24 protein-coding genes are annotated in these 24714 nt (G+C 69.6%); 9 read left to right on the forward strand and 15 right to left on the reverse strand.

Annotated elements, in window-relative coordinates; all coding sequences use genetic code 11:
- Positions 1 to 3: 3 nt before the first annotated feature.
- The 5 genes from ACT9AS_RS13790 to ACT9AS_RS13810 all read right to left on the reverse strand — a co-directional run bounded on the left by ACT9AS_RS13790 (position 4) and on the right by ACT9AS_RS13810 (position 4989).
- A complete protein-coding gene (locus ACT9AS_RS13790; protein ID WP_445100731.1) occupies positions 4 to 822 on the reverse strand; it encodes a hypothetical protein in 819 nt (272 codons plus the stop codon).
- 112 nt (positions 823 to 934) lie between these two features.
- Complete coding sequence (gene rlmM, locus ACT9AS_RS13795; protein WP_445100732.1) at positions 935 to 1993, reverse strand: 23S rRNA (cytidine(2498)-2'-O)-methyltransferase RlmM; 1059 nt, start codon at positions 1991 to 1993, stop codon at positions 935 to 937.
- Positions 1994 to 2110: 117 nt separating this feature from the next.
- Positions 2111 to 2686, reverse strand: coding sequence for a nucleoside deaminase (locus tag ACT9AS_RS13800; RefSeq protein ID WP_445100733.1), 576 nt, complete (start codon positions 2684 to 2686; stop codon positions 2111 to 2113).
- A gap of 10 nt (positions 2687 to 2696) precedes the next feature.
- Positions 2697 to 3011: a hypothetical protein gene (locus ACT9AS_RS13805; RefSeq protein WP_445100778.1), complete on the reverse strand. Its 315-nt coding sequence runs from the start codon at positions 3009 to 3011 to the stop codon at positions 2697 to 2699.
- Between the two features lie 223 nt (positions 3012 to 3234).
- A complete protein-coding gene (locus tag ACT9AS_RS13810; protein WP_445100734.1) occupies positions 3235 to 4989 on the reverse strand; it encodes a glutamine--tRNA ligase/YqeY domain fusion protein in 1755 nt (584 codons plus the stop codon).
- A gap of 121 nt (positions 4990 to 5110) precedes the next feature.
- Between ACT9AS_RS13810 and ACT9AS_RS13815 the strand changes: the two genes are divergently transcribed.
- Positions 5111 to 5380: a putative signal transducing protein gene (locus ACT9AS_RS13815; RefSeq protein ID WP_445100735.1), complete on the forward strand. Its 270-nt coding sequence runs from the start codon at positions 5111 to 5113 to the stop codon at positions 5378 to 5380.
- Between the two features lie 216 nt (positions 5381 to 5596).
- On the opposite strand, the gene ACT9AS_RS13820 is transcribed toward ACT9AS_RS13815, so the two are convergent.
- The 3 genes from ACT9AS_RS13820 to ahpC form a co-directional block, all read right to left on the reverse strand.
- Positions 5597 to 6511: a LysR substrate-binding domain-containing protein gene (locus ACT9AS_RS13820; RefSeq protein ID WP_445100736.1), complete on the reverse strand. Its 915-nt coding sequence runs from the start codon at positions 6509 to 6511 to the stop codon at positions 5597 to 5599.
- Positions 6512 to 6736: 225 nt separating this feature from the next.
- A complete protein-coding gene (gene ahpF, locus ACT9AS_RS13825) occupies positions 6737 to 8323 on the reverse strand; it encodes an alkyl hydroperoxide reductase subunit F (protein WP_445100737.1) in 1587 nt (528 codons plus the stop codon).
- A gap of 188 nt (positions 8324 to 8511) precedes the next feature.
- Complete coding sequence (ahpC, locus tag ACT9AS_RS13830; protein WP_445100738.1) at positions 8512 to 9075, reverse strand: alkyl hydroperoxide reductase subunit C; 564 nt, start codon at positions 9073 to 9075, stop codon at positions 8512 to 8514.
- Between the two features lie 251 nt (positions 9076 to 9326).
- Here ahpC and ACT9AS_RS13835 point away from each other — a divergent pair, with 251 nt between their 5' ends.
- The 3 genes from ACT9AS_RS13835 to pip all read left to right on the forward strand — a co-directional run bounded on the left by ACT9AS_RS13835 (position 9327) and on the right by pip (position 14136).
- The gene (locus tag ACT9AS_RS13835) at positions 9327 to 12032 is read left to right on the forward strand and encodes a M1 family aminopeptidase (RefSeq protein ID WP_445100739.1); all 2706 of its coding nucleotides are present in this window, start codon (positions 9327 to 9329) and stop codon (positions 12030 to 12032) included.
- A 267-nt stretch (positions 12033 to 12299) separates the two neighbouring features.
- Complete coding sequence (gene prmC / locus ACT9AS_RS13840) at positions 12300 to 13133, forward strand: peptide chain release factor N(5)-glutamine methyltransferase (protein ID WP_445100740.1); 834 nt, start codon at positions 12300 to 12302, stop codon at positions 13131 to 13133.
- A gap of 58 nt (positions 13134 to 13191) precedes the next feature.
- The gene (gene pip / locus ACT9AS_RS13845; protein ID WP_445100741.1) at positions 13192 to 14136 is read left to right on the forward strand and encodes a prolyl aminopeptidase; all 945 of its coding nucleotides are present in this window, start codon (positions 13192 to 13194) and stop codon (positions 14134 to 14136) included.
- On the opposite strand, the gene ACT9AS_RS13850 is transcribed toward pip, so the two are convergent.
- From ACT9AS_RS13850 to ACT9AS_RS13860, 3 genes are all read right to left on the reverse strand, one after another.
- Entirely contained in the window at positions 14133 to 14687 is a 555-nt protein-coding gene (locus ACT9AS_RS13850; RefSeq protein ID WP_445100742.1) for an NUDIX domain-containing protein, read from the reverse strand. The genes pip and ACT9AS_RS13850 overlap by 4 nt on opposite strands.
- A 122-nt stretch (positions 14688 to 14809) precedes the next feature.
- Positions 14810 to 15748, reverse strand: coding sequence for a 5'-3' exonuclease H3TH domain-containing protein (locus tag ACT9AS_RS13855; RefSeq protein WP_445100743.1), 939 nt, complete (start codon positions 15746 to 15748; stop codon positions 14810 to 14812).
- The gene (locus ACT9AS_RS13860; protein WP_445100744.1) at positions 15736 to 16365 is read right to left on the reverse strand and encodes a nitroreductase family protein; all 630 of its coding nucleotides are present in this window, start codon (positions 16363 to 16365) and stop codon (positions 15736 to 15738) included. The genes ACT9AS_RS13855 and ACT9AS_RS13860 overlap by 13 nt, the downstream gene beginning before the upstream one ends.
- A gap of 107 nt (positions 16366 to 16472) precedes the next feature.
- On the opposite strand from ACT9AS_RS13860, the gene ACT9AS_RS13865 reads away from it, so the two are divergent.
- Together ACT9AS_RS13865 and ACT9AS_RS13870 are read left to right on the forward strand one after the other, a co-directional pair.
- A complete protein-coding gene (locus tag ACT9AS_RS13865; protein ID WP_445100745.1) occupies positions 16473 to 18815 on the forward strand; it encodes a DUF1631 family protein in 2343 nt (780 codons plus the stop codon).
- A gap of 103 nt (positions 18816 to 18918) precedes the next feature.
- A complete protein-coding gene (locus tag ACT9AS_RS13870) occupies positions 18919 to 20055 on the forward strand; it encodes an NAD(P) transhydrogenase subunit alpha (protein WP_445100746.1) in 1137 nt (378 codons plus the stop codon).
- Positions 20056 to 20058: 3 nt separating this feature from the next.
- Here the strand turns inward: ACT9AS_RS13870 and ACT9AS_RS13875 are convergent, their stop codons facing one another.
- Genes ACT9AS_RS13875 through ACT9AS_RS13885 form a run of 3 tightly spaced genes read right to left on the reverse strand, consistent with a single transcriptional unit; the run spans position 20059 to position 21553 of the window.
- Positions 20059 to 20523, reverse strand: a complete 465-nt coding sequence (locus tag ACT9AS_RS13875) for a DUF3106 domain-containing protein (RefSeq protein WP_445100747.1) — start codon at positions 20521 to 20523, stop codon at positions 20059 to 20061.
- A gap of 2 nt (positions 20524 to 20525) precedes the next feature.
- Complete coding sequence (locus ACT9AS_RS13880; RefSeq protein WP_445100748.1) at positions 20526 to 20951, reverse strand: hypothetical protein; 426 nt, start codon at positions 20949 to 20951, stop codon at positions 20526 to 20528.
- Positions 20948 to 21553, reverse strand: coding sequence for an RNA polymerase sigma factor (locus ACT9AS_RS13885; RefSeq protein ID WP_445100749.1), 606 nt, complete (start codon positions 21551 to 21553; stop codon positions 20948 to 20950). The genes ACT9AS_RS13880 and ACT9AS_RS13885 overlap by 4 nt, the downstream gene beginning before the upstream one ends.
- A 136-nt stretch (positions 21554 to 21689) precedes the next feature.
- On the opposite strand from ACT9AS_RS13885, the gene ACT9AS_RS13890 reads away from it, so the two are divergent.
- The gene (locus tag ACT9AS_RS13890; protein WP_445100750.1) at positions 21690 to 22019 is read left to right on the forward strand and encodes a proton-translocating transhydrogenase family protein; all 330 of its coding nucleotides are present in this window, start codon (positions 21690 to 21692) and stop codon (positions 22017 to 22019) included.
- Positions 22016 to 23434, forward strand: a complete 1419-nt coding sequence (locus tag ACT9AS_RS13895) for an NAD(P)(+) transhydrogenase (Re/Si-specific) subunit beta (protein ID WP_445100751.1) — start codon at positions 22016 to 22018, stop codon at positions 23432 to 23434. Before ACT9AS_RS13890 ends, ACT9AS_RS13895 begins: the two co-directional genes overlap by 4 nt.
- Before the next feature lie 18 nt (positions 23435 to 23452).
- Here ACT9AS_RS13895 and ACT9AS_RS13900 read toward each other — a convergent pair whose 3' ends face one another.
- The gene (locus ACT9AS_RS13900; RefSeq protein WP_445100752.1) at positions 23453 to 23893 is read right to left on the reverse strand and encodes a hypothetical protein; all 441 of its coding nucleotides are present in this window, start codon (positions 23891 to 23893) and stop codon (positions 23453 to 23455) included.
- A gap of 150 nt (positions 23894 to 24043) precedes the next feature.
- Here ACT9AS_RS13900 and sufT point away from each other — a divergent pair, with 150 nt between their 5' ends.
- On the forward strand, positions 24044 to 24601 hold the full coding sequence (gene sufT / locus ACT9AS_RS13905) for a putative Fe-S cluster assembly protein SufT (protein ID WP_445100753.1): 558 nt from the start codon (positions 24044 to 24046) through the stop codon (positions 24599 to 24601).
- Positions 24602 to 24714 lie beyond the last annotated feature (113 nt).

The raw sequence follows: 24714 nt of genomic DNA on the forward strand, positions 1-24714 counted from the left end.
TGCTTACAGCCAGCCCTTCAATTCGGATTTGCTCAGCTGCCCGTTGCGGTCGACATCGACCGCGGCGAACTCGGCGGTCAGGGTCGTGTTGGAACTGGCTTCGGAGCGGCTGATGCTGCCGTTGCCATTGCCGTCCATCGTGTCGAAATCGATCTGGTAATCACCGACGATCGAATTCGACGGGCTGGAAGTGAAGGTCACTTCGGCTTCGCCCGCCGCGCCTGCGGCAGGCACGGGTGGTTGCTGCGGCACCGGCGCTACCGCGGGGGCGGCGGTCGTGGCCTGCGCGGTCGCGATCGCGGCGGCCTCGGCGACCTGGTTGGCGTCATCGGCCACCGCACCTGCCAGTTCGGCTTCGCTCGCGGCCTGCTGCGCCTCCATCGCGGCGCCGACCTGCCGGTCGCCGTCCTCGGCGGCAGCCTGGGCGCCGAGCGCGGCCTGTGCCGCCCGCGACGCCTGCTGCGCCGCCACTTGCGCGTCTATCGACGCCTGGTCGGCAATCGCGGCCGTGGCCTCGGCGGTGAGTTCACCGTCGAGGCTGGCGGCGGGGGTATCGCTGATCGCGTCCGCGGTCACCGCGGCGTCCTGCGCGGCCGCCGCGTCGGCCCGCGCGGCCTGTGCCGCGGTCAGGGCGTCGCCGGCCTCCGCGGTCGCCTCGACCTCGGCTTCCACTTCGGTCATGCGTTCCTGGGCGAGCGCCGTGCCGCTCATGCCCAGCGCGGCGAACATGGCCAGGGCCAGCGCATGGACCATCAGGGCACGTCGGTCCGGCAGGGTTGAAGCCGGGATGCTCGTGGCGGGAGTGGTGAGTTCGGTGTTCATTGCAGGCCCTCCGCGGGTGGTGACGGGCCGATGTTGGACCGGCGCCGGTCAACCACGCGTGGACAGCCGGACTCCAGGCTGAACAGCGACCGGACTGCAGCTGAACGGGCGCTCAGCCCTTGGGCATGGCGAACACCGTGATTTCCTCGCGGTCATGGAACAGTTGCCGCGCGCGGATGGTCAGCTTGCGGTGGCTGCCGTGCTCGAAGGCCTCCAGGCAGATCCGAGTCTCCTCCCAGCGCTTCTTCATCGGCAGCTTGAGGTTGAACACCGCGTGCCGGCACCAGTCCTCGCGGAACCAGGTGGCCATGCGCTCGGCGACGCGGCGCGGCTGTTCGACCATGTCGCAGACCATCCAGTCGAGCCGGCGCCGCGGCTGCCAGGTGAAGCCGTCGGCGCGCAGGTGGTCGACCCGGCCGCTGTCCAGCAGCGCCTGCTTCAGCGGGCCGTTGTCGACCGCGGTGACCATCATGCCGTGGCGCATCAGCACCCAGGTCCAGCCGCCGGGTGCGGCGCCGAGGTCGGCCGCCTGCATGTTGTCGCGCAGCAGGCGGGCGCGTTCGTCCTCGTCGAGCAGAGTCAGCAGCGCCTCCTCGAGTTTCAGCGCGGAACGGCTCGGGGCGTCGGCGTTGACGCGCAGGCGCGGGATGCCGAGCGGCCACGGGGCGCTGTCGGCCGGGTCGCTGCTGGCCAGGACGATGTGGTGGCCGCCGAGGAAAACCACGTGCAGCCGCGGGCGGCGGGGATCGTCCTGCGCGGTCAGCCAGCCGGCCTTGCGCAGGGCCGGTCGCAGCGCGTTGCCGAAGCTGCGGGCGAGGCCCGCCAGCGGCTTGCCGGTGTCGGAATCGGGGTGTTCCGTCCACAGCTCGCCGAATGGCGCGACCGGGCCCAGCGCGTTGAGCGCGTCGAGTACCGGGGTGATCCGGTCGGTCGGGTTGAGGCCGCGCAGGTCGGCCAGCCGCAGCAGCTTCTGCCGGGCGAACACCAGTTGTTCGAACGGCAACGCGCGCGACAGTGCCGCGGCGTTGTCACCGATGAACTCCACGTAGCCGGTGCCGCGGTCGGCGCGGGCATAACCGGGTTGGCCGGCGAGCGCGGCACGTTCGGTGAGTTCGGCGGCGAGTTCGGGTTCGAAGCCGGCGCGGCACCAGCAAAACAGGGCGTCGGTCATGGGGTCTCGGATAGGAACGGCTTCAGCCGCGATCGACAGTCGGGGTGACCATACGCGTCCGTGCACCTCGCGTCTGCCGCGGGGTTCGCCGGCGAGGCGCCGGCGGGGTGCGCCAGCTCAGTAGTTGCCGCCACCCAGACGGCCGTAATCGCGCAGCACCTCGCAGGCGCGGTCGCGCTGCAGGTCACGCACCACCTCGATGCCCCGGCGTTGCAGTTCGCCGGTCCAGTCCGCCGGCAGCGGACCCTCGTCGAACTCGGTCAGCGCTTCCACGTCCTCGCTGCGCGCACCGATCAGCAGGCGGTCGATGCCGGCCCAGAACGTTGCGCCATAGCACTGGCAGCAGGGCTGGGCGGAGGTCGCGAGGGTCACCGGGCCGGCGTGGACACCCGGCTCCAGCTCGTTGAGCCTGGGGCGCTGGGTGCGCTGCTGGGCCAGCATGTAGGCCATCGTCTCGGCGTGCGCCAGCGAACACGATTGCGGCAGCACGCGGTTGACCCCGACCGAGATGATGCGGTCGTCGGGACCGAATACCGCGGCGCCGAACGGGCCGCCACTGCGGGCATCGACGTTGCGCCGGGCCAGTTCGATCGCAAGCTCGACCTTGGCATCGTCGCCCGGATAGCTGCGCCCGCTGTCGACGGCCTCGTGTACCCAGGCCGGCAGGGTCAGGTGGATCTGTGCGTACAGCATCGTCGGACTCCTATTGCAGCAATGCCTTGTTGCTGCCCTTGCACTCGCCGGCCACGCACTGGCAACTGGTGATCGCGGGGAAGCCGCAGACCGAGGCCATGCCGGACTTCGCGCACTGGGCCTTGACGCCTTCCGGGTCGGTCGGGCTGTCGACGTTGACGCAGGCGGGGTAGTAGCCGCAGCAGTTGCCGACGTCCTTGACCGTGCATTCGGCGTCGGTGCTGCAGCTGCGGTCGATTTCCACGCTGGCGGGATCGGCCGGGGAACGCGATGGCGGGGCGTCGAGTCGTGGTGCAGGTCGCAGTTGCGAACCGGGTTGCCCCAGGTCGGTACGGCCTGCCGGAACCGGCGCGGCCGGTGCCGGTCCGGCATCGGGTGCGGCGGATGTGGGCACCGACGCGACCGGCGCGGTGCGACCGTTCCCGGGCGACGGCGCCGCGCAACCGGCGCCCGCCAGGGCCAGCGCCGCAAGCACGGGAAGGCCGAACCGGCGGATCGAACGGAACAGCGACGGGACGGACATCAGGCTTCTCCGTGGCTTGGGGCGCTCAAGCTTTGCCTGCCCAGATGTCACGCAGCGTGACGCTGCGGTTGAACACCGGGCGTGCGGGCGTGTGGTCGCGGCGGTCGGCGCTGAAGTAGCCGAGCCGCTCGAACTGGAACGCCTGCTCGGGCGCGGCGCTCGCGGCGGCCGGCTCGACATAGCCGGTCACGGTGCGGCGCGAATCCGGGTTCAGGTGGTCCTGGTAGGTCTTGCCATCGCTGTCGTCGTCGGGATTGGGCACCGAGAACAGGCGGTCGTACAGGCGGATTTCGGCTGCCACCGCATCACGCGCGCCGACCCAGTGGATGGTGCCCTTGATCTTGCGGTTGGCGCCTTCCATGCCGGGACGCGACTCGGGGTCGAGTGTGCCGCGCAGCTCGACCACGTGGCCGGCGTCGTCCTTGATCATCTCGTCGCAGCGCACGATACCGGCGCCGCGCAGGCGCACTTCGCCGCCGGGGATCAGGCGCTTGAAGCCCTTCGGCGGGACTTCGGCGAAGTCGTCGCGTTCGATCCACAGCTCGCGCGAGAACGGCACGGCGCGACTGCCGAAGCTTTCGTCCTTCGGGTGGTTCGGGAAGGTCAACGATTCGGTGTGGTCGTCGGGCAGGTTGGTCAGCACCAGCTTCAACGGTTCGATCACCGCCATCCGTCGCGGCGCGGCGACGTCGAGGTCCTCGCGCAGGCAGCCTTCGAGCACCGAGAAATCGATCAGCGAGTTCTGCTTGCTGACGCCCAGGCGCTCGGCGAACAGCCGCAGCGACGCCGGGGTGTAGCCGCGCCGGCGGATGCCCTGCAGGGTCGGCATGCGCGGGTCGTCCCAGCCGTCGACCAGCCCGGCCTGCACCAGCGCCATGAGCTTGCGCTTGCTCATCACCGTGTAGTTGAGGTTGGCGCGGGAGAACTCGATCTGGCGTGGCTTGCGCGCCTCGAACGGCAAGCCGTTGGAGGTCAGCGACTCCAGCAGTTCGGGCGAGTTGGCGAGGTCGACCTTGTCGACGCACCAGTCGTACAGCGGCCGGTGGTCTTCGAACTCCAGCGTGCACAGCGAATGGGTGATGCCCTCGATCGCGTCGCTGAGCGAGTGCGCGTAGTCGTACATCGGATAGATCGGCCAGGCATCGCCGGTGTTCTGGTGGGGCACCTTCTTGACCCGGTACAGCGCCGGGTCGCGCAGGTTGATGTTGCCGCTGGCCATGTCGATCTTCGCGCGGAGGGTGTGGCTGCCGTCGGCGAACTCGCCCGCGCGCATGCGGCGGAACAGGTCGAGGTTCTCCTCGACGCTGCGGTTGCGGAATGGCGACTCGCGGCCCGGCTCGGTCAGGCTGCCGCGGTATTCTCGGATCTGCTCGGCGCTCAGGTCGCAGACGAACGCGTCGCCCTGTTCGATCAGCTTCTCGGCGCCGCGGTAGAACACCTCGAAGTAGTCGGAGGCGTGGCGCAGCTCGTTCCACTCGAAGCCGAGCCAGCGCACGTCCTCCTGGATCGCGGCGACGTACTCGGGGTCCTCCTTCGCCGGGTTGGTGTCGTCCAGCCGCAGGTTGCAGACGCCGCCGAATTCCGCCGCCAGGCCGAAGTCCAGGCAGATCGCCTTGGCGTGGCCGATGTGCAGGTAGCCGTTGGGCTCGGGCGGGAAGCGGGTCTTGACCGCGTCGTGCTTGCCGCTGGCGAGGTCGTCGCGGACGATTTGCCGGACGAAGTCCTGCCTGACGGGGGCATCCGGAGTGGCGGGGGCGTTGGGGTCTGGCGTAACGGACATGCGGCGCGACTGCAGGCGGGGAGGTCGTGCAGTTTAGCGGTTGGGCGCTGCATCCGCCGGCCTCCGCGGGTTCACGCGGGCGCGGCTATGCTGCCGACATCCCCGCTGCGGAGCGCCCTTGATGAAAGTTGTCTACGAAGCGGCCGGCCTGATCGACGCGCACTTGGTCAAGCATGCGCTGGAGGCCGCCGAGATCCCGGTGTTCCTCAAGGGCGAGGCGCTGCTGGGCGGCATGGGCGAGTTGCCGCTGTTCGGCGTGGTGCAGGTCTGCGTGCCGGACAGCGCCTGGCCGCAGGCGCGGGAGGTGGTGGATGCGCTGGATCTCGGTTCGGAGATGGCCGAGGGCGAACAGGTGCCCGGCGAGGGCGACGCCCTGCCAGCCCCCGGCTGACCACTTTGTGTACTTGGGTAGGAGCGACGTAAGTCGCGATTTCACGGCAATTCCGGGTATCAGTGAAATCGCGACTTACGTCGCTCCTACATCGGAGCCTGACGCCATTGGAGCCCGACGCATCGGAGCCCGACATCAGCGGGTACCGACACATCGGAATCCGATCCGTCGCCCGGAACCCGGCCCGTCAGCGCCGCAACGCTCGCGAAGCGGCGCTCAGGCGGCCCTGGGCGGCTGCAACAACGCCGCCGGCACCTGCCGGAACGCGCCGGCCAGCTGCTGCAAAAACGCATCCATCGCCGAGCTCCTGCGCCACACCATCGCGATCCGGCGATGCGGCGGCTGGTTCTTGAACGGCAGCAGCGCGATATCCGGCGACACCGGCACCGGCGGTTGCACCGCCAGCACCGGCAGCAGGGTGATGCCGACGCCGGAGGCGACCATCTGCCGAAGCGTTTCCAGCGAGGTCGCGCGGAAGCCGTCGCGCTCGTCGGCGCCGGACAGGCGGCAGACATCGAGTGCTTGGTCGCGCAGGCAGTGGCCTTCCTCCAGCAACAGCAGGTGCTGGTCGTCGAGCTGGCTCAGGTCCAGCGACTCCTGCCGGGCCATCGGGTGGCCGCGTGGCACCGCGAGCAGGAACGGTTCGTCGAACAGCGGCTCGATGTGCAACTGCTCGTCATGCAGCGGCAGCGCGAGGATGCCGGCGTCGAGCCGGCCGTCGCGCAGGCGGGCGAGGATCTGGTCGGTCTTCTCCTCGACCAGCAGCAGTTCCAGCCGCGGGAAGCGCTCGCGCACGGCCGGCAGCACGTGCGGCAGCAGGTACGGGGCGAGGGTCGGGAACAGACCCAGCCGCACCGTGCCGGCTTCCGGATCCTGGCTGCGGCGGGCGACCTCGGCCATCTGGTCGATCTCGGCGATCACCCGCCGTGCGCGTTCGACGATGTCGCGGCCGATCGGGGTCAGCATCACCCGTCGCGGCGCGCGCTCGACCAGCGCCACCCCGAGTTCCTCCTCCAGCTTCCTGATCTGGGTCGACAGGGTCGGCTGGCTGACGAAGCTGGCCGCGGCGGCACGACCGAAGTGCTTGTGGTCGGCCAGCGCCAGCAGGTACTTGAGGTCACGCAGGTTCATAGGGGCTCTGCCTTTTCCTTCTCCCGCTGGCGGGAGAAGGTGCCCGGAGGGCGGATGAGGGCGCTTTTCGGTGGCAAGCGCCGCATGTTGTGTGTCGCTTGCCCTCACCCCAGCCCCGCTCCGCGCCCCGGCCCACACCAGCGGTGTGGGCGTTCGATGATGCGCGCGCCAGTGGCGCGCAAGCCGCATCATCTCACCCCGCAAGCGGGAGAGGGAGCGAAAACCCTACGCCGCCTGCGCTTGCTGCGCCGGTGCGGAGGTGCGGATCAGGTGGTCGAACGCGCTCAATGCGGCGGTACTGCCGGCGCCCATCGCGATCACGATCTGCTTGTACGGCACCGTGGTCGCATCGCCGGCGGCGAACACGCCCGGCATCGAGGTCGCGCCGCGCTCGTCGATCACGATCTCGCCGCGCGGCGACAGTTCGACGTCGCCCTTGAGCCATTCGGTGTTCGGCAGCAGGCCGATCTGCACGAAGATGCCTTCCAGCTCGACGGTATGGCTGCCGCCGTTCTCGCGGTCGGTGTAGACCAGGCCGGTGACCTTCTGGCCGTCGCCGAGCACCTCGGTGCTCTGCGCGCTGACGATGATGTCGACGTTCGGCAGGCTGCGCAGCTTGCGCTGCAGTACTTCATCGGCGCGCAGCTTGCTGTCGAACTCGACCAGGGTCACGTGGCGGACGATGCCGGCCAGGTCGATCGCGGCCTCGACGCCGGAGTTGCCGCCGCCGATCACCGCCACCCGCTTGCCCTTGTACAGCGGGCCGTCGCAGTGCGGGCAGTAGGCCACGCCCTTGTTGCGGTACTGCTCCTCGCCGGGCACGCCCATCTGCCGCCAGCGCGCGCCGGTGGAGATGATCACGCTGCGCGACTTCAGCGACGCGCCATTGGCCAGTTGCACTTCGACCAGACCGCCGGGTTCGGAAGCGGGGATCAGCTTCTCGGCGCGCTGCAGGTTCATGATGTCGACGTCGTATTCGCGCACGTGCTGCTCCAGCGCGGTCGCCATCTTCGGGCCCTCGGTGTACTGCACCGAGATGAAGTTCTCGATCGCCATGGTGTCCAGCACCTGGCCGCCGAAGCGCTCGGCGGCGACGCCGGTGCGGATGCCCTTGCGCGCAGCGTAGACCGCCGCCGCCGAGCCGGCCGGGCCACCGCCGACGACCAGCACGTCGAACGCGTCCTTGGCCTTGATCTGCTCGGCCGCGCGCTCGCCGGCGCCGGTGTCGAGCCGGGCGATGATCTGCTCGACCGTCATCCGGCCGGTGTCGAACGCCTCTCCGTTGAGCAGCACGGTCGGCACCGACATGATCTCGCGCGCCTCGACTTCGCTCTGGAACAGCGCGCCGTCGATCGCGACGTGGTGGATGTTGGGGTTCAGCACGCTCATCAGGTTGAGCGCCTGCACGGTATCGGGGCAGCTCTGGCACGACAGCGACATGAAGGTTTCGAAATGGAACTCGCCTTCGAGGTCGCGGACCTGGTTGGCCAGTTCCTCGTCGATCTTCGGCGGATGGCCGCCGACCCACAGCAGCGCCAGCACCAGCGAGGTGAACTCGTGGCCCATCGGGATCGCGGCGAACGACACCGTGACGTCGGTGCCGAGCCGGTTGATCGCGAACGACGGCTTGCGCGCGTCGGCGCTGTCGTCGCGACGCAGGGTGATCCTGTCGGACATCGAGGCGATGTCGTGCAACAGCGCGTCGAGTTCACGCGACTTGTCGCCGTCATCGAGCGAAGCCACCAGCTCGATCGGCTGGACCAGCTTCTCCAGGTAGGCCTTCAACTGGGTCTTGAGGTTGTCGTCGAGCATGGGGACGGCTCCAGTGACTGGAAATCGGGGAGAGGGTGCTTGCAGGAGCGGCCTGGGCCGGAGGGAGGGAGCCGGTGGGAAGAAATCCGGCACGTCCCAGGCCGCTGGTGCAAGCATCCGGGGTAAGGGCAGAGGCCTGCCCTCACCCCAGCCCTCTCCCGCAAGCGGGAGAGGGAGCAACCGAAGGCTTAGATCTTGCCGACCAGGTCCAGCGACGGCTCCAGGGTCTTCTCGCCTTCCTTCCACTTGGCCGGGCAGACCTCGTTCGGGTGGGCGGCGACGTACTGGGCGGCCTTGACCTTGCGCAGCAGCTCGCTGGCGTCGCGGCCGATGCCACCGGCGTTGATCTCGAGGATCTGGATCTTGCCGTCCGGGTCGATCACGAAGGTGCCGCGGTCGGCCAGGCCGACGTCCTCGATCATCACCTCGAAGTTGCGGCTGATCACGCCGGTCGGGTCGCCGACCATCGTGTACTTGATCTTCTTGATCGCCTCGGAGCTGTCGTGCCACGCCTTGTGGGCGAAATGGGTGTCGGTGGAGACGCTGTAGATCTCCGCGCCCAGCTTCTGGAACTCGGCGTAGTTGTCGGCCAGGTCTTCCAGCTCGGTCGGGCAGACGAAGGTGAAGTCGGCCGGGTAGAAGAACACGATCGACCACTTGCCCTTCAGGTCGGCGTCGGAGACTTCGAAGAACTTGCCTTCCTTGAACGCCTGCGCCTTGAACGGCTTGATTTCGGTGTTGATCAGAGACATTGAGTCAGTCCTTGGTGGTGGGTGGGAGGGTGGAAAGTGCGGCCATGGTAGGCCGGGGTATCGATTCGATCAAATCGATTGATGGGATCGATGTAATAGATCGTGTATATGGAAACCCGCGCCGTTGCCTACCCGGACGGACGATAGGCCCGGCTGTGTAAGCCGGTCGTCGTGACTATCGTCATGGGGCACCCGACGGCATGGCGGCTATCGTCGGCGTTCACCTGGACAATGACCTTGGGGGTCCCGCCGTGCACCGCATCCGCCACCTTGCCTGCGCCGTCGCGCTGGCGCTGACCACCTCGACCGCCGCCATGGCCGCGCAGTCGCAGGCCCCCGCCGCCGTCGAAAGCGCCGTCCCGACGGGCCAACTGCCGCGCACCGTGGTGCCGAGCCTGGTCGAACTGGAACTCAAGCTCGATCCGGCGCAGGAGCGCTTCTCGGGCCGCACCGTGATCCACGCCGACGTCGCCGAGGCGACCGACGTGGTCTGGATGCACGGCCGCGACCTCGACATCACGTCGGCCGAAGCGGTGTTGCCCGACGGTACCCGGGTCGCCCTGGATGCCGAGCAGGTGCATGTCTCCGGCGTGCTCAAACTGGCCGCCGCGCAGGCCCTGCCGGCCGGCAAGGTCGACATCGAGATCGCCTTCGAGGCGCCGTACGGCAACCTGATGGGCGCCTACCGGGTCAAGCCCAAGGACCAGAACTACATCGTCACCCAGATGGAGGCGATCGGCGCGCGCAGCACGTTCCCGAGCTTCGACGAGCCCAGCTTCAAGCAGCCGTGGGACGTGACCCTGGTCGTGCCGGACGCCGACACCGCGATCGCCAACACCTTGGTCGAGAAGACCGAGGACCTCGACGGTCCGTGGAAGAAGATCACCTACGCCCGCACCGAGGCGTTGCCCACCTATCTGCTGGCGTTCGTGGTCGGTCCGTGGGACGTGCCGGCCGGCCCCGACATCGCCGCCAATGGCGACCGCACCCAGCCGATCCCGCTGCGTGGCGTTGCCGCCGCGGGCGAGGGCGAGCGCATGGCGTACTCGCTGCAGAACACCCCGGCCATCGTGACCGCGCTGGAGGACTACTTCGGCATCCCGTACCCGTTCTCCAAGCTCGACAACGTCGCCGCGCCGGACTTCGGCGCCGGTGCGATGGAGAACGCCGGCCTGATCATCTACCGCGACACCCTGATGCTGATCGATGACGACTCTTCGGTCGGCCAGCGCCAGGGCTTCTGGGGCGTCAGCGCGCATGAGCTGGCCCACCAGTGGTTCGGCAACCTCGTCACCATGGCGTGGTGGGACGACCTGTGGCTCAACGAGGCGTTCGCGACCTGGATGGGCAACAAGATCACCGGCCAGCTGCAGCCGAGCTTCCACACCGACCGCAACATCCTCGAGGGCGGCCTGCGCGCGATGGGCGCCGACAGCCTCGCCAGCACCCGCCGCATCCACCAGCCGATCGGCGACTTCACCCAGATCCAGTCGGCGTTCGACGGCATCACCTACCAGAAGGGTGGCGCGGTGCTGTCGATGTTCGAGAACTTCGTCGGCGAGGAGAACTTCCGCAAGGGCATCCACGACTATCTGGTCGAGCACGCCCGCGGCAACGCCACCAGCACCGACCTGATCGAGTCGGTGGCCGCGCAGAGCGACAACCCGGCGGGCATCACCGCCTCGTTCCTGAGCTTCATCGACCAGCCCGGCGTGCCGATGGTCAAGGTCGATGTCGACTGCGCCGATGGCACGTCGCCGGCGCTGACCCTGGCCCAGAGTCGCTACCTGCCGCTGGGTTCGGCCGCCAGCGCCGCGCAGACCTGGGGCATCCCGATGTGCGTGCGCTACTCGGCCGACGGCAAGGTGCACGAGCAGTGCGGCCTGGTGGAAGGCGAGCAGGCACGCTTCGAACTGGAAGACGCGCAGAGCTGCCCGGCGTGGGTGATGCCCAATGCGCATGGCGACGGCTACTACCGTTTCGCGCTGGCGCCGAAGTGGCAGCAGTCGCTGTCGGACGCGTTCGCCGACCTCGACGAACGCGAGCAGCGCGTCTACGCCGACTCGGTCACCGCGGCCTACGGCGCCGGCGACCTGACCGTGTCGCAGATGATCGCCGCGCTGCCGCAATTCGCCACCGCCGACTCGCGCCAGACCGCGACCGCCGGCATGTGGACCTTCGACTGGATCAACGACCACTTGGTCGACGACGAGGCCGAGCGTGCGAAGTTGCGTGACCACTTCGCCGACATCTACCGCCCGCGCCTGCAGGCATTAGGCATGGCTCCTAAGGACGGCGAGAGCGACGACGACCGCCTGCTGCGCAGCCAGTTGATCGGCTACTTCGCCGAGGGCGTGGAAGACCCGACCGTGCGCGCCGACTTCGTCGAGCGTGGCAACCGCGTGCTCGGCCTCGGCGGCGACGGCGAACTGCATGCCGACGCGGTGGCCCAGGACCTGCGCGATACGGCGGTCGGCGTGGCGGTGCAGGACGGCGGCAAGGCAGCGTTCGACCTTGCCGAGAAGCACCTGCGCGCGAGCGACGACGCGGTGATCCGCCGCGAGCTGCTGGCGGCGATGGGCAGCGTCACCGACCCGGCCCTGGCGGCGCGCGCGCGCGGCTTCGTGCTGGAGCCGGGCCTGCTGCGGCTCAACGAGATCTTCTCGGTGATCTTCAGCCAGGCCGGCGAGGAGGAACTGCGCCCGGCGCTGCGTGAGTGGCTGGAGACCAACTACGACGCGCTGCAGGCCAAGCTCGACCCGGGTGGTTCGGCGATCGCCGGCGCCTATGCGGCCGGCATGTGCAGCACCGAAGAGGCGACGGCACTGCAGGCCCGCTTCGGCAAGCGCATGGAGACCATCGAAGGCGGCCCGCTGGACCTCAAGCAGCGGGTGGAGGCGATCGGCCTGTGCGCCGCCGCGAAGGCGGCGCGGGCGGACCAGCCGATCGAGTACTGATCGGGAGGCGGAGGCGGCGCCCGTCGCCTCCGCCGGCAACCCGCCAAGCGGTCCGTCGGCTTTTTGTAGGAGCGACGTAAGCCGCGATTTCACTGATATCCGGTTTCGCCGTGAAATCGCGACTTACGTCGCTCCTACATTCACGGCCTGCGGGCACAGCGCGATGCGTCTTGTCGCCGGACGCCGGCACCCCCATCTCCCACCCCTCGCGTACGATGCCCGCCATCGAATACGCCGAGCTCCCATGACTTTCCGCCGCACCCTCCGATGGCACGGATAGACGCCGTACTGCGCGATGCCCGCGCCGGACTCGAGCCGGGCGATGCCGAAGTGCTGCTGGCCCACGTGCTTGACCGGCCCCGCAGCTGGCTCTATGCCCATGGCGACGATGACCTCGACGCCGACGCCACGGTCCGCTTCGCCGACCTGCTGGCGCGCCGCCGCGCCGGCGAACCCGTCGCCTACCTCACCGGGCGCCGCGGCTTCTGGCGGTTCGACCTGCAGGTCGGCCCGGCCACCCTGATTCCACGCCCTGAAACCGAATTGCTGGTCGAACTCGCGCTCGCACGCCTGCCCGCCGACCAGCCGCAGCAGGTCGCCGATCTCGGCACCGGCAGCGGCGCGATCGCGCTGGCGCTGGCGCACGAGCGACCCCGCGCCGATGTACTCGCAACCGACGCGAGCGCCGATGCGCTGGGGGTCGCCGCCGCCAATGCGCGCGCGCTGGCACTGGCCAACGTGCGGTTCCTCCGGGGCGACTGGTTCGCGCCGCTCGCCAGCGAGACGTTCGACCTGATCGCCAGCAACCCGCCCTACATCGCCGATGGCGACGCGCACCTGGGCGAGGGCGACCTGCGTTACGAACCCCGCGGCGCGCTGGCCTCCGGCATCGATGGCCTCGATGCGATCCGCCGGATCGTGGCCGACGCGCCGAGGCACCTGGTTCCCGGCGGCTGGCTGCTGCTGGAGCACGGCCGGGACCAGGGCGATGCCGTGCGCGGGCTGCTGGCGGCGGCCGGGCTGGTGGAGGTGGAAACCGTCCGCGACCTCGAGCAGCGCGACCGCATCAGCCTCGGCCGCCGGCCCTTCGCTGGCGACTGAGGCTGCGACGCCACGGCCGCCTCGCTAGACTGGCCAGCTCCTCCCCACGAGCCTCCGCATGCGCACCCTGTACCCCGAAATCCAGCCCTACGACACCGGCACCCTCAAGGTCGACGAGCGCCACACGCTGTACTACGAGCAGTGCGGCAACCCCGACGGCAAGCCGGTGGTGTTGCTGCATGGCGGCCCGGGCGGCGGCTGCAGCAGCAAGATGCGGCGTTTCCACGACCCCGCGAAGTACCGGATCATCCTGTTCGACCAGCGCGGCAGCGGCCGCTCGACCCCGCACGCGGACCTGGTCGACAACACCACCTGGCACCTGGTCGAGGACATCGAGAAGCTGCGGGTCAAGCTCGACGTCGACAAGTGGCAGGTGTTCGGCGGCAGCTGGGGCTCGACCCTGGCGCTGGCCTACGCCGAGAAGCATCCCAAGCGCGTCACCGAGCTGGTCCTGCGCGGCATCTTCATGTTGCGCCGCTGGGAGCTGGAGTGGTTCTACCAGGAGGGCGCCAACCGGCTGTTCCCGGAAGCGTGGGAGCACTACCTCAAGGCGATCCCCGAGGTCGAGCGGCACGACCTGATCAGCGCGTTCCACCGCCGCCTGACCAGTGACGACGAGAAGACCCGGCTGGCCGCGGCCAGGGCCTGGAGTGTGTGGGAGGGCGCGACCAGCTTCCTGCACATCGACGAGGACTTCGCCAACAGCCACGAGGACCCGAAGTTCGCGCTGGCGTTCGCCCGGATCGAGAACCACTACTTCGTCAACAGCGGCTTCTTCGAGGTCGACGACCAGCTGCTGCGCGATGCGGGCAACATCGCCGACATCCCCGGCATCATCGTCCACGGCCGTTACGACGTGGTCTGCCCGGTGCGCAATGCCTGGGACCTGCACAAGGCCTGGCCGAAGGCGGAACTGGCGATCACCCCGGCGTCCGGCCACTCCGCGTTCGAGGTCGAGAACATCGACGCGCTGGTGCGCGCGACCGACGGCTTCGCGAGCTAGTCGGAGACCGCTGAACCGTCCGGGTTGTGGTCGATCATCCACAACCCGGCCCACAGCTTGAGGTCGAGTTCGAAACCCTCGGCCTGTTTCCGCATCAGCCATGCCGGCGCCTGCGCGCGGGGCACCTTGTGGACGGTGATGTCCTCGTTGTCGACGCCGCCGCCTTCGCCGACCCGGGTCAGGCCGCGCGCGCGGACGAACGCGATGCGCTCGCTGCTCATGCCCGAGGACGTCGGCCCGACCAGCAGTACATCGACCCGCGCGGGTTCCCAGCCGGTTTCCTCGACCAGCTCACGCCGCGCGGCCGATTCCAGGGTGTCGTGGGCGTGGTCGTCCCCGACCAGGCCGGCCGGCATCTCGATCGTGCGCGCGCCCAGCGGCACCCGGTACTGCTCGACGAACAGCACGTCGTCGTCGGGCGTGACCGCGATGATGATCACCGCCATGCCATTGCCATGGGTGCGCTCGGCGTACTCCCAGTGCCCGCGGCGGACCATGCGCAGCCACTGGCCGTCGTAGAGGATTTCCGGGGCGTCGTCGTGTTGGCTCATGCTGCAGATCCTAACCGCGCACGGCGGCGGGAGGGCGACAATCCAACCTCCTGTAGGAGCGACGTAAGTCGCGATCGGACACTCGGCCGCCCTGCGGTTGGCTATCGCGACTCACGTCGCTCCTACACAGGCGGAGCGAACGCCAGGCCGGCCGCATCGTGCAACCGGCGCCGGGTCATCGGGCCGAACCGCAGGCTGTCGCACAACGCGGCCAGCCCCGCGCGATCGGCATCGCCGCGGACGAAGTGGCGATCGGCACCGTCCAGCGCAACGTCGCAGGCGATCGTCGACAGCTGCCGGCACAGCAGCGCCTGCTCGCGATGCAGCCGCAGCCGTTCGGCGCAGGCCCTGGCACCGCGCAGGCGGAGGAACGGGATCTCCTCGACGCGTTCGAGCAATGCATCGAGCGTGTCGAAATGCGCCAGCAAAGCCGCCGCGGTCTTGGCGCCGATGCCGGGCACGCCGGGGATGTTGTCGACCGCGTCGCCGCAGAGGGCCAGGTAGTCGGCCATCTGCCGGGCCTCGACGCCGTGCCGCGCGGGCACGCCGTCGGCGCCCCAGCGCTGGCCGCGCGCGAAGTCCCATTGCTCGTCGTGGGCGCCCAGCAACTGCGACAGGTCCTTGTCGGCCGACACGATCACCGAGCGGAACCCGTGCGCGCGGGCGCCGTGGCAGGCACTGCCGATCAGGTCGTCGGCCTCGTACTCGCTGTGGCCGAGCACGTCGAGGCCGAGCGCCACGCATAGCGCGCGGCAATGCGCGAACTGGCGCTTGAGCTCCTCCGGCGCCGGTTCCCGGTTGGCCTTGTAGGCCGGGTAGAGGGCGTTGCGGAAGCACGAATCGAGCGCCTCGTCGAAGGCGATCGCGATGTGCTGCGGGCGGGCGCGATCGAGCAGTTCCAGCAGGAAGCGGGCGAAGCCGTGGACCGCATTGGTCGGCCAGCCGTCGGCGTCGCGGAACTCGTCGGGCATCGAGTGCCAGGCCCGGAACACGTACAGGCTGGCGTCGACCAGGTAGAGGGTGCGATGGGGCGCGACCGCGAACGCGCTCACGGTGTCCACTCGCGAAGCAGTTCCGCCGGATCCGGGCGCTCGCGCTCGGGCACCTCGATCTTCGGCGTGCCCAGGTGGACGAAGCCGATCACGTGCTCGTCCGCGTCCAGTCCGAGCAGGTCCGCGACGCCGCGATCGTAGGCGGCCCAGCCGGTCAGCCAGCAACCTCGGAAGCCGAGCGCCTGGGCACCCTGCAGCAGCGCGAAACAGGTGCAGCCGGCACTGAGCAGGCGCTCCTGTCCGGGGATCTTCGGGTCATCGCCGAGCCGCGCGATCACCACCACGATCAGCGGCGCGTGCAGGTAGCGGTCGCGGTCCTTGTCGAGCAGGGCCGGGCTGATGTCGGGGTCGATCTCGGCATGCCGCGCGGCCAGGCGTTCGCCGAACACCCGCCGCGCATCGCCGCGCAGGCTCAGGAAGCGGAACGGCACCCGCTTGCCATGGTCCGGCACCCGGGTGGCGCTGGCCAGCAGCCGGAGCAGGGTCTGCGGGTCCGGCCCGGGCGCCTGCAGTTGCAGGAACGGTACTGAACGGCGTACATCGAGCAATGCGAGTGGGTCGGACGGGTCCGGATCCGGCCGCCGGACGGGGGTATAGTCGAACCGGCCACGGTCGTTTGGCGACATCTGTCACACATCATGAAGCAGGCGGAAGTGCTGCCGTATCTTGCCACTATGCTGCGCTGAGCGTCCCGATCGGACGCAGCCACGTCACATCGGTTCGGGGAGCAAACGTGTCCACACACCCGCTCGGCGCCGCCCCCGCGGCGCGCATGGATCCCATGCGGATGCTCGAGGAGATCAAGCGTCTCACGCTCGAGCAGCTGGGCGGGTTGCCGGGTGGACTGTACGAGTCCGTCGAGGAGGCGCTGAAGACCGCCGCCAGTCACGACGACGCCCCCGATACCCCGCAGATCCTGTACCAGAACCAGGCCGCGCTGTGGGTGCTGCGCCAGCACCACGCCGTCCATGTCATGCGCTATCGCCAGCAGGTGGCGCAGGGTTTCGATGACTTCCGTGCGCTGCGCATCCGCAGCCGTGGCGATCTGCCGCTGGGGCTGATCGACGAAAGCCAGATCGACTTCCACCTCGCCGGGCAGGCCCTGGCCGAAGTGGTGGAGAACCGCCACGCCGCCCTGCTCGACACCATGGACGGGCGCCTGCATGCGGTCGCCTCGGCGCTCGGCCTGCCCAAGCCGGTCAACCCGATCGGCCCGACGCGGCTCGCGACCGCCTTCGTCGAAACCTTCAGCGACGAGCAGGTGCCGTCGGCCCTGCGCGTGCTGTTGTTCACCCAGTACGAAAAGGAACTGGTGCGGCTGCTGGGCGAGCTGTACCCCAAGGTCAACGCCCTGTTGGCGGGGAGTGGCTTTGGCGTCGATGCGCCGTCGGCCCGTCGCCAGGCACCGGTCCACCCGCACGCGGGTGGTGGTGCCGCGGGCGGAGTCTACCCGGGCACGGGTGGCGGTACCGCGGGTGGAACCCATCCGGGCGCGGGCGGTGGCGGTTACGCCGGAGGCGTGGGACCGGGCCAGGGGGCCGCCCCGGGCGGTCCGGTCGCCGGTGAAGGCCAGTACGCGGGTGCGGCACCGGCGCAGGGATACGGATACCCGGGCGCCGGCGAAAGCGCGACCCCGGCCGAACTCGGTGAACTGCGCAGCATGCTCCACGCCTGGCGCGAGGGTTCGCTGCAGTCCGCCGCGGACAGGGACCCGCTGGCGGCGGAGGCCCCGCAGGCCGTCGCTCCGCCACCGGCCGCGCGGCGGCAGTTGCGGGTCGACGAGGTGGTCAGCGTGGCGTCGCTGCTGCAGGGCGAGGCCGCGGATGTGTTCGCGCGTGCGCTGGCCGGCTCCGGCCGCCTGGCGGGCACCATCCGCGACCAGCTCAACGACGGCTCGCGCCGGCTCGGCCTGGATCCCGAGAAGATCAGCTTCAGCGTGCAGGAAGAAGACGCGATCGACCTGGTCGCGCTGCTGTTCGATTCACTGTTCACCAGCCACCAGCTGCAGGAGCGTGCGCGCCGGCTCTATGCGCGGCTGGTGCTGCCGTACGTGAAGGTCGCGATGACCGACCAGGCGTTGTTCGTGGACTCGTCCCATCCCGCCCGCCGCCTGCTCGACGCCATCACCGAGGCCTGTGCCGGCAACCGCGCCGAGACCCCGCAGGAGCGCGAGCTGCTTGATCGCGCCGCGGCGGCGTCGCAGCGGGTGGTATCGGAATACAACGAGGACCTGGCGATCTTCGAGACCGCCCATGCGGAACTCGACGCGTTGCTGCAGCAGCAACGCCGCCGGATCGAACTGCAGGCCGAACGCGCGGCCAAGGCGACCTACGGCCGCGAGCGGCTCAACCACGCGCGCGAGCAGGCCGACGCGGTGCTCGCGCGGCGCCTGGCCGCACCGCCGCTGAGCCATGCGGTATCGGAATTCCTCGGCACCTCGTGGCGCCATCACCTGGTCCAGACCCTGCTGCGCGAGGGCGACGAGGCCGAAGCGTTCACCCAGGCGGTGCGCCTGGGCGACGCACTGGTCGAGGCCGACCGGATCGCGGCCGACGGTCGCGGCCGTGACCTGGCCGATCGGCTGCTCGCGCTGGAGCCGGCGATCGTGGCCTGCCTGGGCAGTTCCGGACTCGACCACAGCGCCGCGGAGCACGGGCTGGCGGTGCTGGTGAAAGGCCTGGTCTATCCGAACGCACCGCGCGACCTGCACGCGCCGCCCGCCTCGCAGGCCGAGGACGACGCCGCCGAACGCGGGTTGTGGCTGGATGCCGCAACCGACGCCGCGAAGGCCGATGCGGCCACGGTCGAGCGCATGGGCAAGCTGCAGCCGGGCGACTGGTTGCAGTTGACCGACCTGCAGGGCGAGGCGGTCGATGCCAAGGTCGCCTGGGTCAGCCCGCTGACCCGGCGCCGGCTGATGGTCAACCGGCGTGGCCTGCGGGTGCTCGTCGCATCGGTCGACGAACTGGCGCGGCTGTCCGCCGTCAACCGCCTGCAGATCGGTTGCGAGCCGACCGCGTTCGAGCAGGCGATGCGTCACATGCGCGAGCAACTCGACGGCGCGACCCGGCACTGACGCGTCCGGCACCGGACCATCCCGCATCGTTGCACCCGCGCGTGGCGCGATCGCATCGCCGAACGGCATTCGCTACGATGCGGCGAACCGATGGAGCGTGCGTATGGACAAGGCAAGGATCACGATTGGCGTCGCCGGTGAGACCGCGCCCGGCGAGCGTCGGGTCGCGCTGACCCCGGAAACGGCGAAGAAGCTGGTTGCCGCGGGCGCGCGGGTCCGGATCGAGCGCGGCGCCGGTTTTGCCTCGGGGTTCGTCGACGAGGCCTATGTCCAGGCCGGTGCCGAGCCGGTGGCCGATGCCGCCGCGGCCCTGGACGGGGCCGACCTGGTGCTGTGCGTCCAGCCGCCCGCCGCCGCGCGCCTGCAGCAGCTTCGCGAAGGCACGGTGCTCATCGGCCTGCTGGCGCCGCAGGCCGATCCGGAGCGGGCCGCGGCGATCACCGGTCGCGGGCTGGTGGCGTTCGCGCTGGAACGGCTGCCGCGCACGACCCGCGCGCAGTCGATGGACGTGCTCAGTTCCCAGGCCGGCATGGCCGGTTACAAGGCGGTGCTGGTCGCGGCCCAGCTGGCGCCGCGCTTCTTCCCGATGCTGACCACCGCCGCCGGCACGATCCGGCCTTCGAAGGTGCTGGTGGTCGGTGCCGGTGTCGCCGGCCTGCAGGCGATCGCGACCGCGCGGCGGCTCGGCGCGCAGGTCGAGGGCTTCGACGTGCGTCCGGAGACCCGCGAACAGATCGAGTCGCTCGGTGGCCGGTTCCTCGACCTCGGCGTCAGCGCCGCCGGCGAGGGCGGCTACGCGCGCCAGCTGACCGACGGGGAACGCGCCGAGCAGCAGCGCCGCCTCGGCGACCACCTCAAGGGAATCGATGTCGTCGTGACCACCGCCGCGGTACCCGGGCGCCCGGCGCCGAAGATCGTCAGTGCGGAAATGGTGTCGGGCATGAAGCCGGGCAGCGTGATCGTCGACCTGGCGGCCGAAAGCGGCGGCAATTGCGACGCGACCCGCCCGGGCGAGACGATCGATGTCGGCGGCGTCACCGTCGCCGGCCCGCTCAACCTCGCCAGCAGTGGCGCGGTGCACGCCAGCGAGATGTACGCCCGCAACGTGTTCAATTTCGCCAGCCTGCTGCTGCGTGATGGCGCGCTGGCGTTCGACTGGGACGATGAACTGCTGGCGAAGACGGTGTGGCCGGAGCGTGCCGGCGAAACCCAGGCCGCCCCGGCCGTCGCCAGCGCCTAGCGGCTATTCCCCGCCGTCGCGCTCCGGCGCGGGGTGCGCCGTTACCCAGGCCTTGCGCTGTTCCGGCGTCATCGCGCGCCACTCGGCCTTGAGCGCCTTGCGCCCGGCATCGTCGAGGCCGCGCATGCGGTGGTAGAGCGCACGCGCCTCGGTGCGCTGCTCGGGCGACATGTGTTGCCATCGCCGGATCCCGCGATGGGCGTGGCGTCGTTCTTCGGGCGTCATCTGCTGCCAGCGTTGCGCGCGTTCGAGCAGGCGCTGGCGGTGTTCGGGTTCGGCATTCCAGCGTTCGCGGACCGGCGCGATCAGCTGCTCGCGCTGGGCTTCGCTCAACCCGTCCCAGGCGGGCAGGTCCTGCGGGGGCGCGGCCAGCGCGAGGGACGGGCCGATAGCGAGTGCGGCCAGCAGCATCCAGCACAGGCGGCGCGGCGCGGTTCGGGTGGGGGTGCGACGGGTCGGATGGTTCATGGTCAGTATTCCGAGGGCGGCGACAGGGTGTCGTCGTTGGCTGCCAGCCACAGGTAAAGGTCGGGGTTCTCGTCGAGTGCCGCGAGCATGCCGTCGATCTCGCTGTCGATTTCGGCGCGCTGGCTGGCGCGTTCCAACGGGTCGGGCGACGGCGCCACGAGCGCATCGCCGGCGCTGGCCATCCGCGGCGTCGGGGCGGCGTCCGGCGTCATCGGCTGCAGTTGCGAGACAAGCACGAGCGCGAGTGCGGCCGCGACGCTGCCGCCGGCGACCAGCCAGCCGAAGCGGTGGTGTCGCGCCGGCGTGGATGCCAGCGCCGCGCGGCGGGCCTCGCGCAGGCGGGCACGGACCTGTGGCGAGACGTGGTCCAGCGCCTGCGTGTGGTGGTCGCGGGCGTCGCGGTCGAAACGGGTGTCGGGATGGTTCATCGCCAATCCTCCAGTTGCTTCTGCAGCGCATCGCGTGCGCGCGACAGGTGGGTTTTGACCGAGCCCTCGCTGCAGCCCATCGCTTGCGCGGTGGTGGCGACGTCGAGCTCTTCCAGGATGCGCAGGCTGAACGCCTCGCGCTGGCGACGTGGCAGTCGCCCGAGGGCCTCGGACAGCCGTGCGTACGCTTCGCGGCCGTCGTGCGTGCGCGACGGGTCGGGGCCGTCGTCGGTCCAGTCCGGCATGCTGCCGTCATCGCGTTCCAGGCTCGGCGCCAGCCAGCGCAGGCGGAACGTGCGCCGGCGCTGGATGTCGACGATGCGGCTGCGCAGGATGCTCCAGAACAGCGGCGTCCATTCGGCCGAGGGCCGGTCCTGGTACTTGAGCATCTTCATCATCGCGTCCTGCACCGCGTCCAGCGAGTCCTCGCGCTGGCGCAGGCCGATCTCGGCGAAACGGAACGCGCGCGTGCCGATGCTGGCCAGGAAGTGGTCCAGCGATGCGTAGTCCTGCGTTGCCGGCACGGATTCGCGCCCGGCAGGCGACTGCAGCGACAGGGTGGACGGGTTGTCATCGGCGTGCTGGCTCACGGGGTCGAGCATATAGGGCGCTCCCTGCTGCAAGGGGAAACGCGCGGACCCGCCCGCGGTTGACACGCCGACGGAGCGCCCGAAACACCGTACCGCCGGGTATCCCGGCCGCAGTTATGATGCGCGGAAACTCATGGAGGGGCCGGCGATGGGCGATGGTTCGGTGGCACAGGCATTCACGATGCTCTACATCTTCATGCTGGCGGCGATCGCCGGCCACGTGATCATCTCGCGGGTGCCGGTGATCCTGCATACGCCGTTGATGTCGGGCTCCAACTTCATCCACGGCATCGTGCTGATCGGCGCGATGGTGGTGCTGGGCCATGCCGACACCACGCTGGAGAAGGTGATCGGGTTCGTCGCGGTGCTGCTGGGTGCGGGCAACGCGGCCGGCGGCTACGTGGTGACCGAGCGGATGCTGGACATGTTCAAGTCGAGCAAGCCGGCCGCCGACAAGTCCAGGGAGAATGCGCCGTGACCGGCACGCAATGGCTCGCGACGGCGAGCTACTTCGTCGCCGCGACGCTGTTCCTGCTCGGCCTGCAGCGCATGGCCTCGCCGAAAACCGCGCGCAGCGGCATCCGCTGGGCCGGCGCCGGCATGGTCATCGCGACCGCGGCGACCTTCCTGCTTGACCTCGACAACCTCGGCCTGATCCTGACGGCGCTGGTGATCGGCACCGGCGCGGCGTGGTGGTCGGGCAAGAAGGTCGCGATCACCGACATGCCGCAGATGGTCGCGCTGTACAACGGCATGGGCGGTGGTTCGGCGGCGGCGATCGGCGCGGTCGAATTGCTGAAATACGCCTCGCTGGTGCCGACGGAACCGGCATTGGCAGGTGCCGGGGAGCTGCAACCTTCGACCGTGGTGCTGGTGCTGGCCGTGCTCGGCGCGGCGATCGGCGCGGTGTCGCTGTCGGGCTCGGTGATCGCCTGGGCCAAACTCGACGGCCGGCTCGACCGGCGGGTGGTGTTCCCCGGCCAGCAGTTGTTCAACGCACTGGTGCTGGTGGCGATGCTGGTCGCCGGCGGCTGGGCGGTGATGACGCTGGAGGTGCCGGTGATCCTCGCGTTCTTTGCCCTGGCGCTGCTGCTGGGCGTGCTGATGACGCTGCCGATCGGCGGCGCCGACATGCCCGTCGTGATCTCGCTGTACAACGCGCTGACCGGCCTGGCGGTGGCGTTCGAAGGCTACGTGCTCGGCAACCAGGCGCTGATCATCGCCGGCATGATGGTCGGCGCCGCCGGCATGTTGCTGACAAAGCTGATGGCCAAGGCGATGAACCGGCCGATCAGCGGCGTGCTGTTCTCCAACTTCGGTGGCGGCGGCGAGGCGCAGGAGATCGCCGGCAGCCAGAAGCCGATCGAGGCCGGCGACGTCGCCGCGATGATGGCCTATGCCGAGCGCGTGGTGATCGTGCCCGGCTACGGCATGGCGGTCGCGCAGGCGCAGCACAAGATCTGGGAGCTCAGCCAGAAGCTGATCGAGCGCGGGGTCAAGGTGAAGTTCGCGATCCACCCGGTCGCCGGCCGCATGCCCGGCCACATGAACGTGTTGCTGGCCGAAGCCGGGGTGCCGTACGACCTGATCGCCGACATGGACGACATCAACCCGGAGTTCCCGAACACCGACGTGGCGCTGGTGATCGGCGCCAACGACGTGGTCAATCCGGTGGCCAAGACCGATCCCGCCAGCCCGATCTACGGCATGCCGATCCTCGACGTGGTCGAGGCCAGGAACACGATCGTGATCAAGCGCGGCAAGGGCACCGGATTCGCCGGCATCGAGAACGCGCTGTTCTACGCCGACAACACCCGGATGCTGTACGGCGACGGTGCCGAGATGGCGAGTGCGCTGGTGTCGGAATTGAAGGCGCTCGACGGCGGGCATTGAGCCCGCCGGCGGTGGCGGTCAGCGTGCGGTGACCGCCGCCACCAGCAGGGCCAGCAGCAGCCAGGCCATATCCCCGGCGCCGTTGGCCAGTTGCGCCAGCGTCCACGCATGGTGGAACCCGAGCTTCAGCGCCGATGCCCACGGTGTCAGCCCGAGCATCGCGCCCAGTTGCGCGGCGATGATGCCCCAGTTGGCCAGCACCACGATCGCGACCGTGGCGAGCAGTGCCACCGCGATCCGCGCCGGCCCGCGCGGCCATCGGCCCAGCCGCAGCATCCAGGCGACATCGAGTGCGGCGATCATCGCCATCCAGCTGTTCTGTGAGCCGTTGTAGAACCCCAGCGTGACCCACGCCGCGGCGAAGCCGCAGATGCCCAGTACCAGCAACGGCCACGAAATCCACGGAATCGTCCCCCGCGATGTCCGGCTCGCCTGGCGGCCGGGAACGGAGGCGGTCATGGACATGGGCTCATGCGGTGTGTCGTGTCGTGGGAGGGCTGGAACCGGCCGCGGGTGGGCGGGAGCCCCAGAGCATAGCCGGAGTGGGGTTTCCGTCATATTGGACTAGAATGGTCCTACTTCCGTTTGCACAGACCCGGCGCCCTCCACATGTACTCCCGCAGCAGCGAACCCGTCCGTTTCGAGCGCGATTGCGCCGCCGTCCTCGTGCCCCAGGGCGAGGCGGTCAACCTGCCGGCCGGCAGCGTCGGTTACATCACCCAGGCGCTCGGCGGCAGCTACACGGTGTTCGTCGAGGGCAACCTGTTCCGGATCGCAGGCAAGGACGCCGACGCCATCGGAAAGGAGCCCGCCGAGCCACTGGAACTGGCCGAAGGCGCCGATGACGAAGCGGTCGAGCAACTGGTCTGGAAGCAGCTGCGCACCTGCTTCGATCCGGAGATCCCGATCAACGTGGTCGACCTCGGACTGGTCTATTCGGCCACCATCTCGCCGCATCCGGAGCACGATGGCCAGCGCCTGGTGCACATCGACATGACCCTGACCGCACCGGGCTGCGGCATGGGCGAGATCCTGGTGTCGGACGTGCGCGACAAGATCGAGATGATCCCGACCGTGGCCGAAGCCGACGTCGACCTCGTGTTCGAGCCGCCGTGGGGGCGCCACATGATGTCCGAAGCGGCGCGGCTGGAAACCGGGATGTTCTGAGCGCGTGCCGCCCCGATACGGCGGCGAATTGCGGTTTCATGACGCGCATCACGCCCGGGTGCGCCGTTTTGCTGCGCCTGCAGCTTGAGTCCATGGCGCCGGGGCGCGTAGCG

Source organism: Lysobacter sp. F60174L2, from assembly GCF_052547135.1.

What these genes read in the sequence shown, in the direction of transcription:
- rlmM (WP_445100732.1), bottom strand. Translation starts at nt 1,993, where the DNA reads ATGACCGACGCCCTGTTTTGCTGGTGCCGCGCCGGCTTCGAACCCGAA.
- prmC (WP_445100740.1), top strand. Translation starts at nt 12,300, where the DNA reads ATGGCACGGATAGACGCCGTACTGCGCGATGCCCGCGCCGGACTCGAG.
- sufT (WP_445100753.1), top strand. Translation starts at nt 24,044, where the DNA reads ATGTACTCCCGCAGCAGCGAACCCGTCCGTTTCGAGCGCGATTGCGCC.
- ahpC (WP_445100738.1), bottom strand. Translation starts at nt 9,075, where the DNA reads ATGTCTCTGATCAACACCGAAATCAAGCCGTTCAAGGCGCAGGCGTTC.
- ACT9AS_RS13800 (WP_445100733.1), bottom strand. Translation starts at nt 2,686, where the DNA reads ATGCTGTACGCACAGATCCACCTGACCCTGCCGGCCTGGGTACACGAG.
- ACT9AS_RS13790 (WP_445100731.1), bottom strand. Translation starts at nt 822, where the DNA reads ATGAACACCGAACTCACCACTCCCGCCACGAGCATCCCGGCTTCAACC.
- ACT9AS_RS13850 (WP_445100742.1), bottom strand. Translation starts at nt 14,687, where the DNA reads ATGAGCCAACACGACGACGCCCCGGAAATCCTCTACGACGGCCAGTGG.
- ACT9AS_RS13810 (WP_445100734.1), bottom strand. Translation starts at nt 4,989, where the DNA reads ATGTCCGTTACGCCAGACCCCAACGCCCCCGCCACTCCGGATGCCCCC.
- ACT9AS_RS13880 (WP_445100748.1), bottom strand. Translation starts at nt 20,951, where the DNA reads ATGAACCATCCCGACACCCGTTTCGACCGCGACGCCCGCGACCACCAC.
- ahpF (WP_445100737.1), bottom strand. Translation starts at nt 8,323, where the DNA reads ATGCTCGACGACAACCTCAAGACCCAGTTGAAGGCCTACCTGGAGAAG.
- ACT9AS_RS13890 (WP_445100750.1), top strand. Translation starts at nt 21,690, where the DNA reads ATGGGCGATGGTTCGGTGGCACAGGCATTCACGATGCTCTACATCTTC.
- ACT9AS_RS13885 (WP_445100749.1), bottom strand. Translation starts at nt 21,553, where the DNA reads ATGCTCGACCCCGTGAGCCAGCACGCCGATGACAACCCGTCCACCCTG.
- ACT9AS_RS13815 (WP_445100735.1), top strand. Translation starts at nt 5,111, where the DNA reads ATGAAAGTTGTCTACGAAGCGGCCGGCCTGATCGACGCGCACTTGGTC.
- ACT9AS_RS13870 (WP_445100746.1), top strand. Translation starts at nt 18,919, where the DNA reads ATGGACAAGGCAAGGATCACGATTGGCGTCGCCGGTGAGACCGCGCCC.
- ACT9AS_RS13820 (WP_445100736.1), bottom strand. Translation starts at nt 6,511, where the DNA reads ATGAACCTGCGTGACCTCAAGTACCTGCTGGCGCTGGCCGACCACAAG.
- ACT9AS_RS13900 (WP_445100752.1), bottom strand. Translation starts at nt 23,893, where the DNA reads ATGACCGCCTCCGTTCCCGGCCGCCAGGCGAGCCGGACATCGCGGGGG.
- ACT9AS_RS13860 (WP_445100744.1), bottom strand. Translation starts at nt 16,365, where the DNA reads ATGTCGCCAAACGACCGTGGCCGGTTCGACTATACCCCCGTCCGGCGG.
- pip (WP_445100741.1), top strand. Translation starts at nt 13,192, where the DNA reads ATGCGCACCCTGTACCCCGAAATCCAGCCCTACGACACCGGCACCCTC.
- ACT9AS_RS13875 (WP_445100747.1), bottom strand. Translation starts at nt 20,523, where the DNA reads ATGAACCATCCGACCCGTCGCACCCCCACCCGAACCGCGCCGCGCCGC.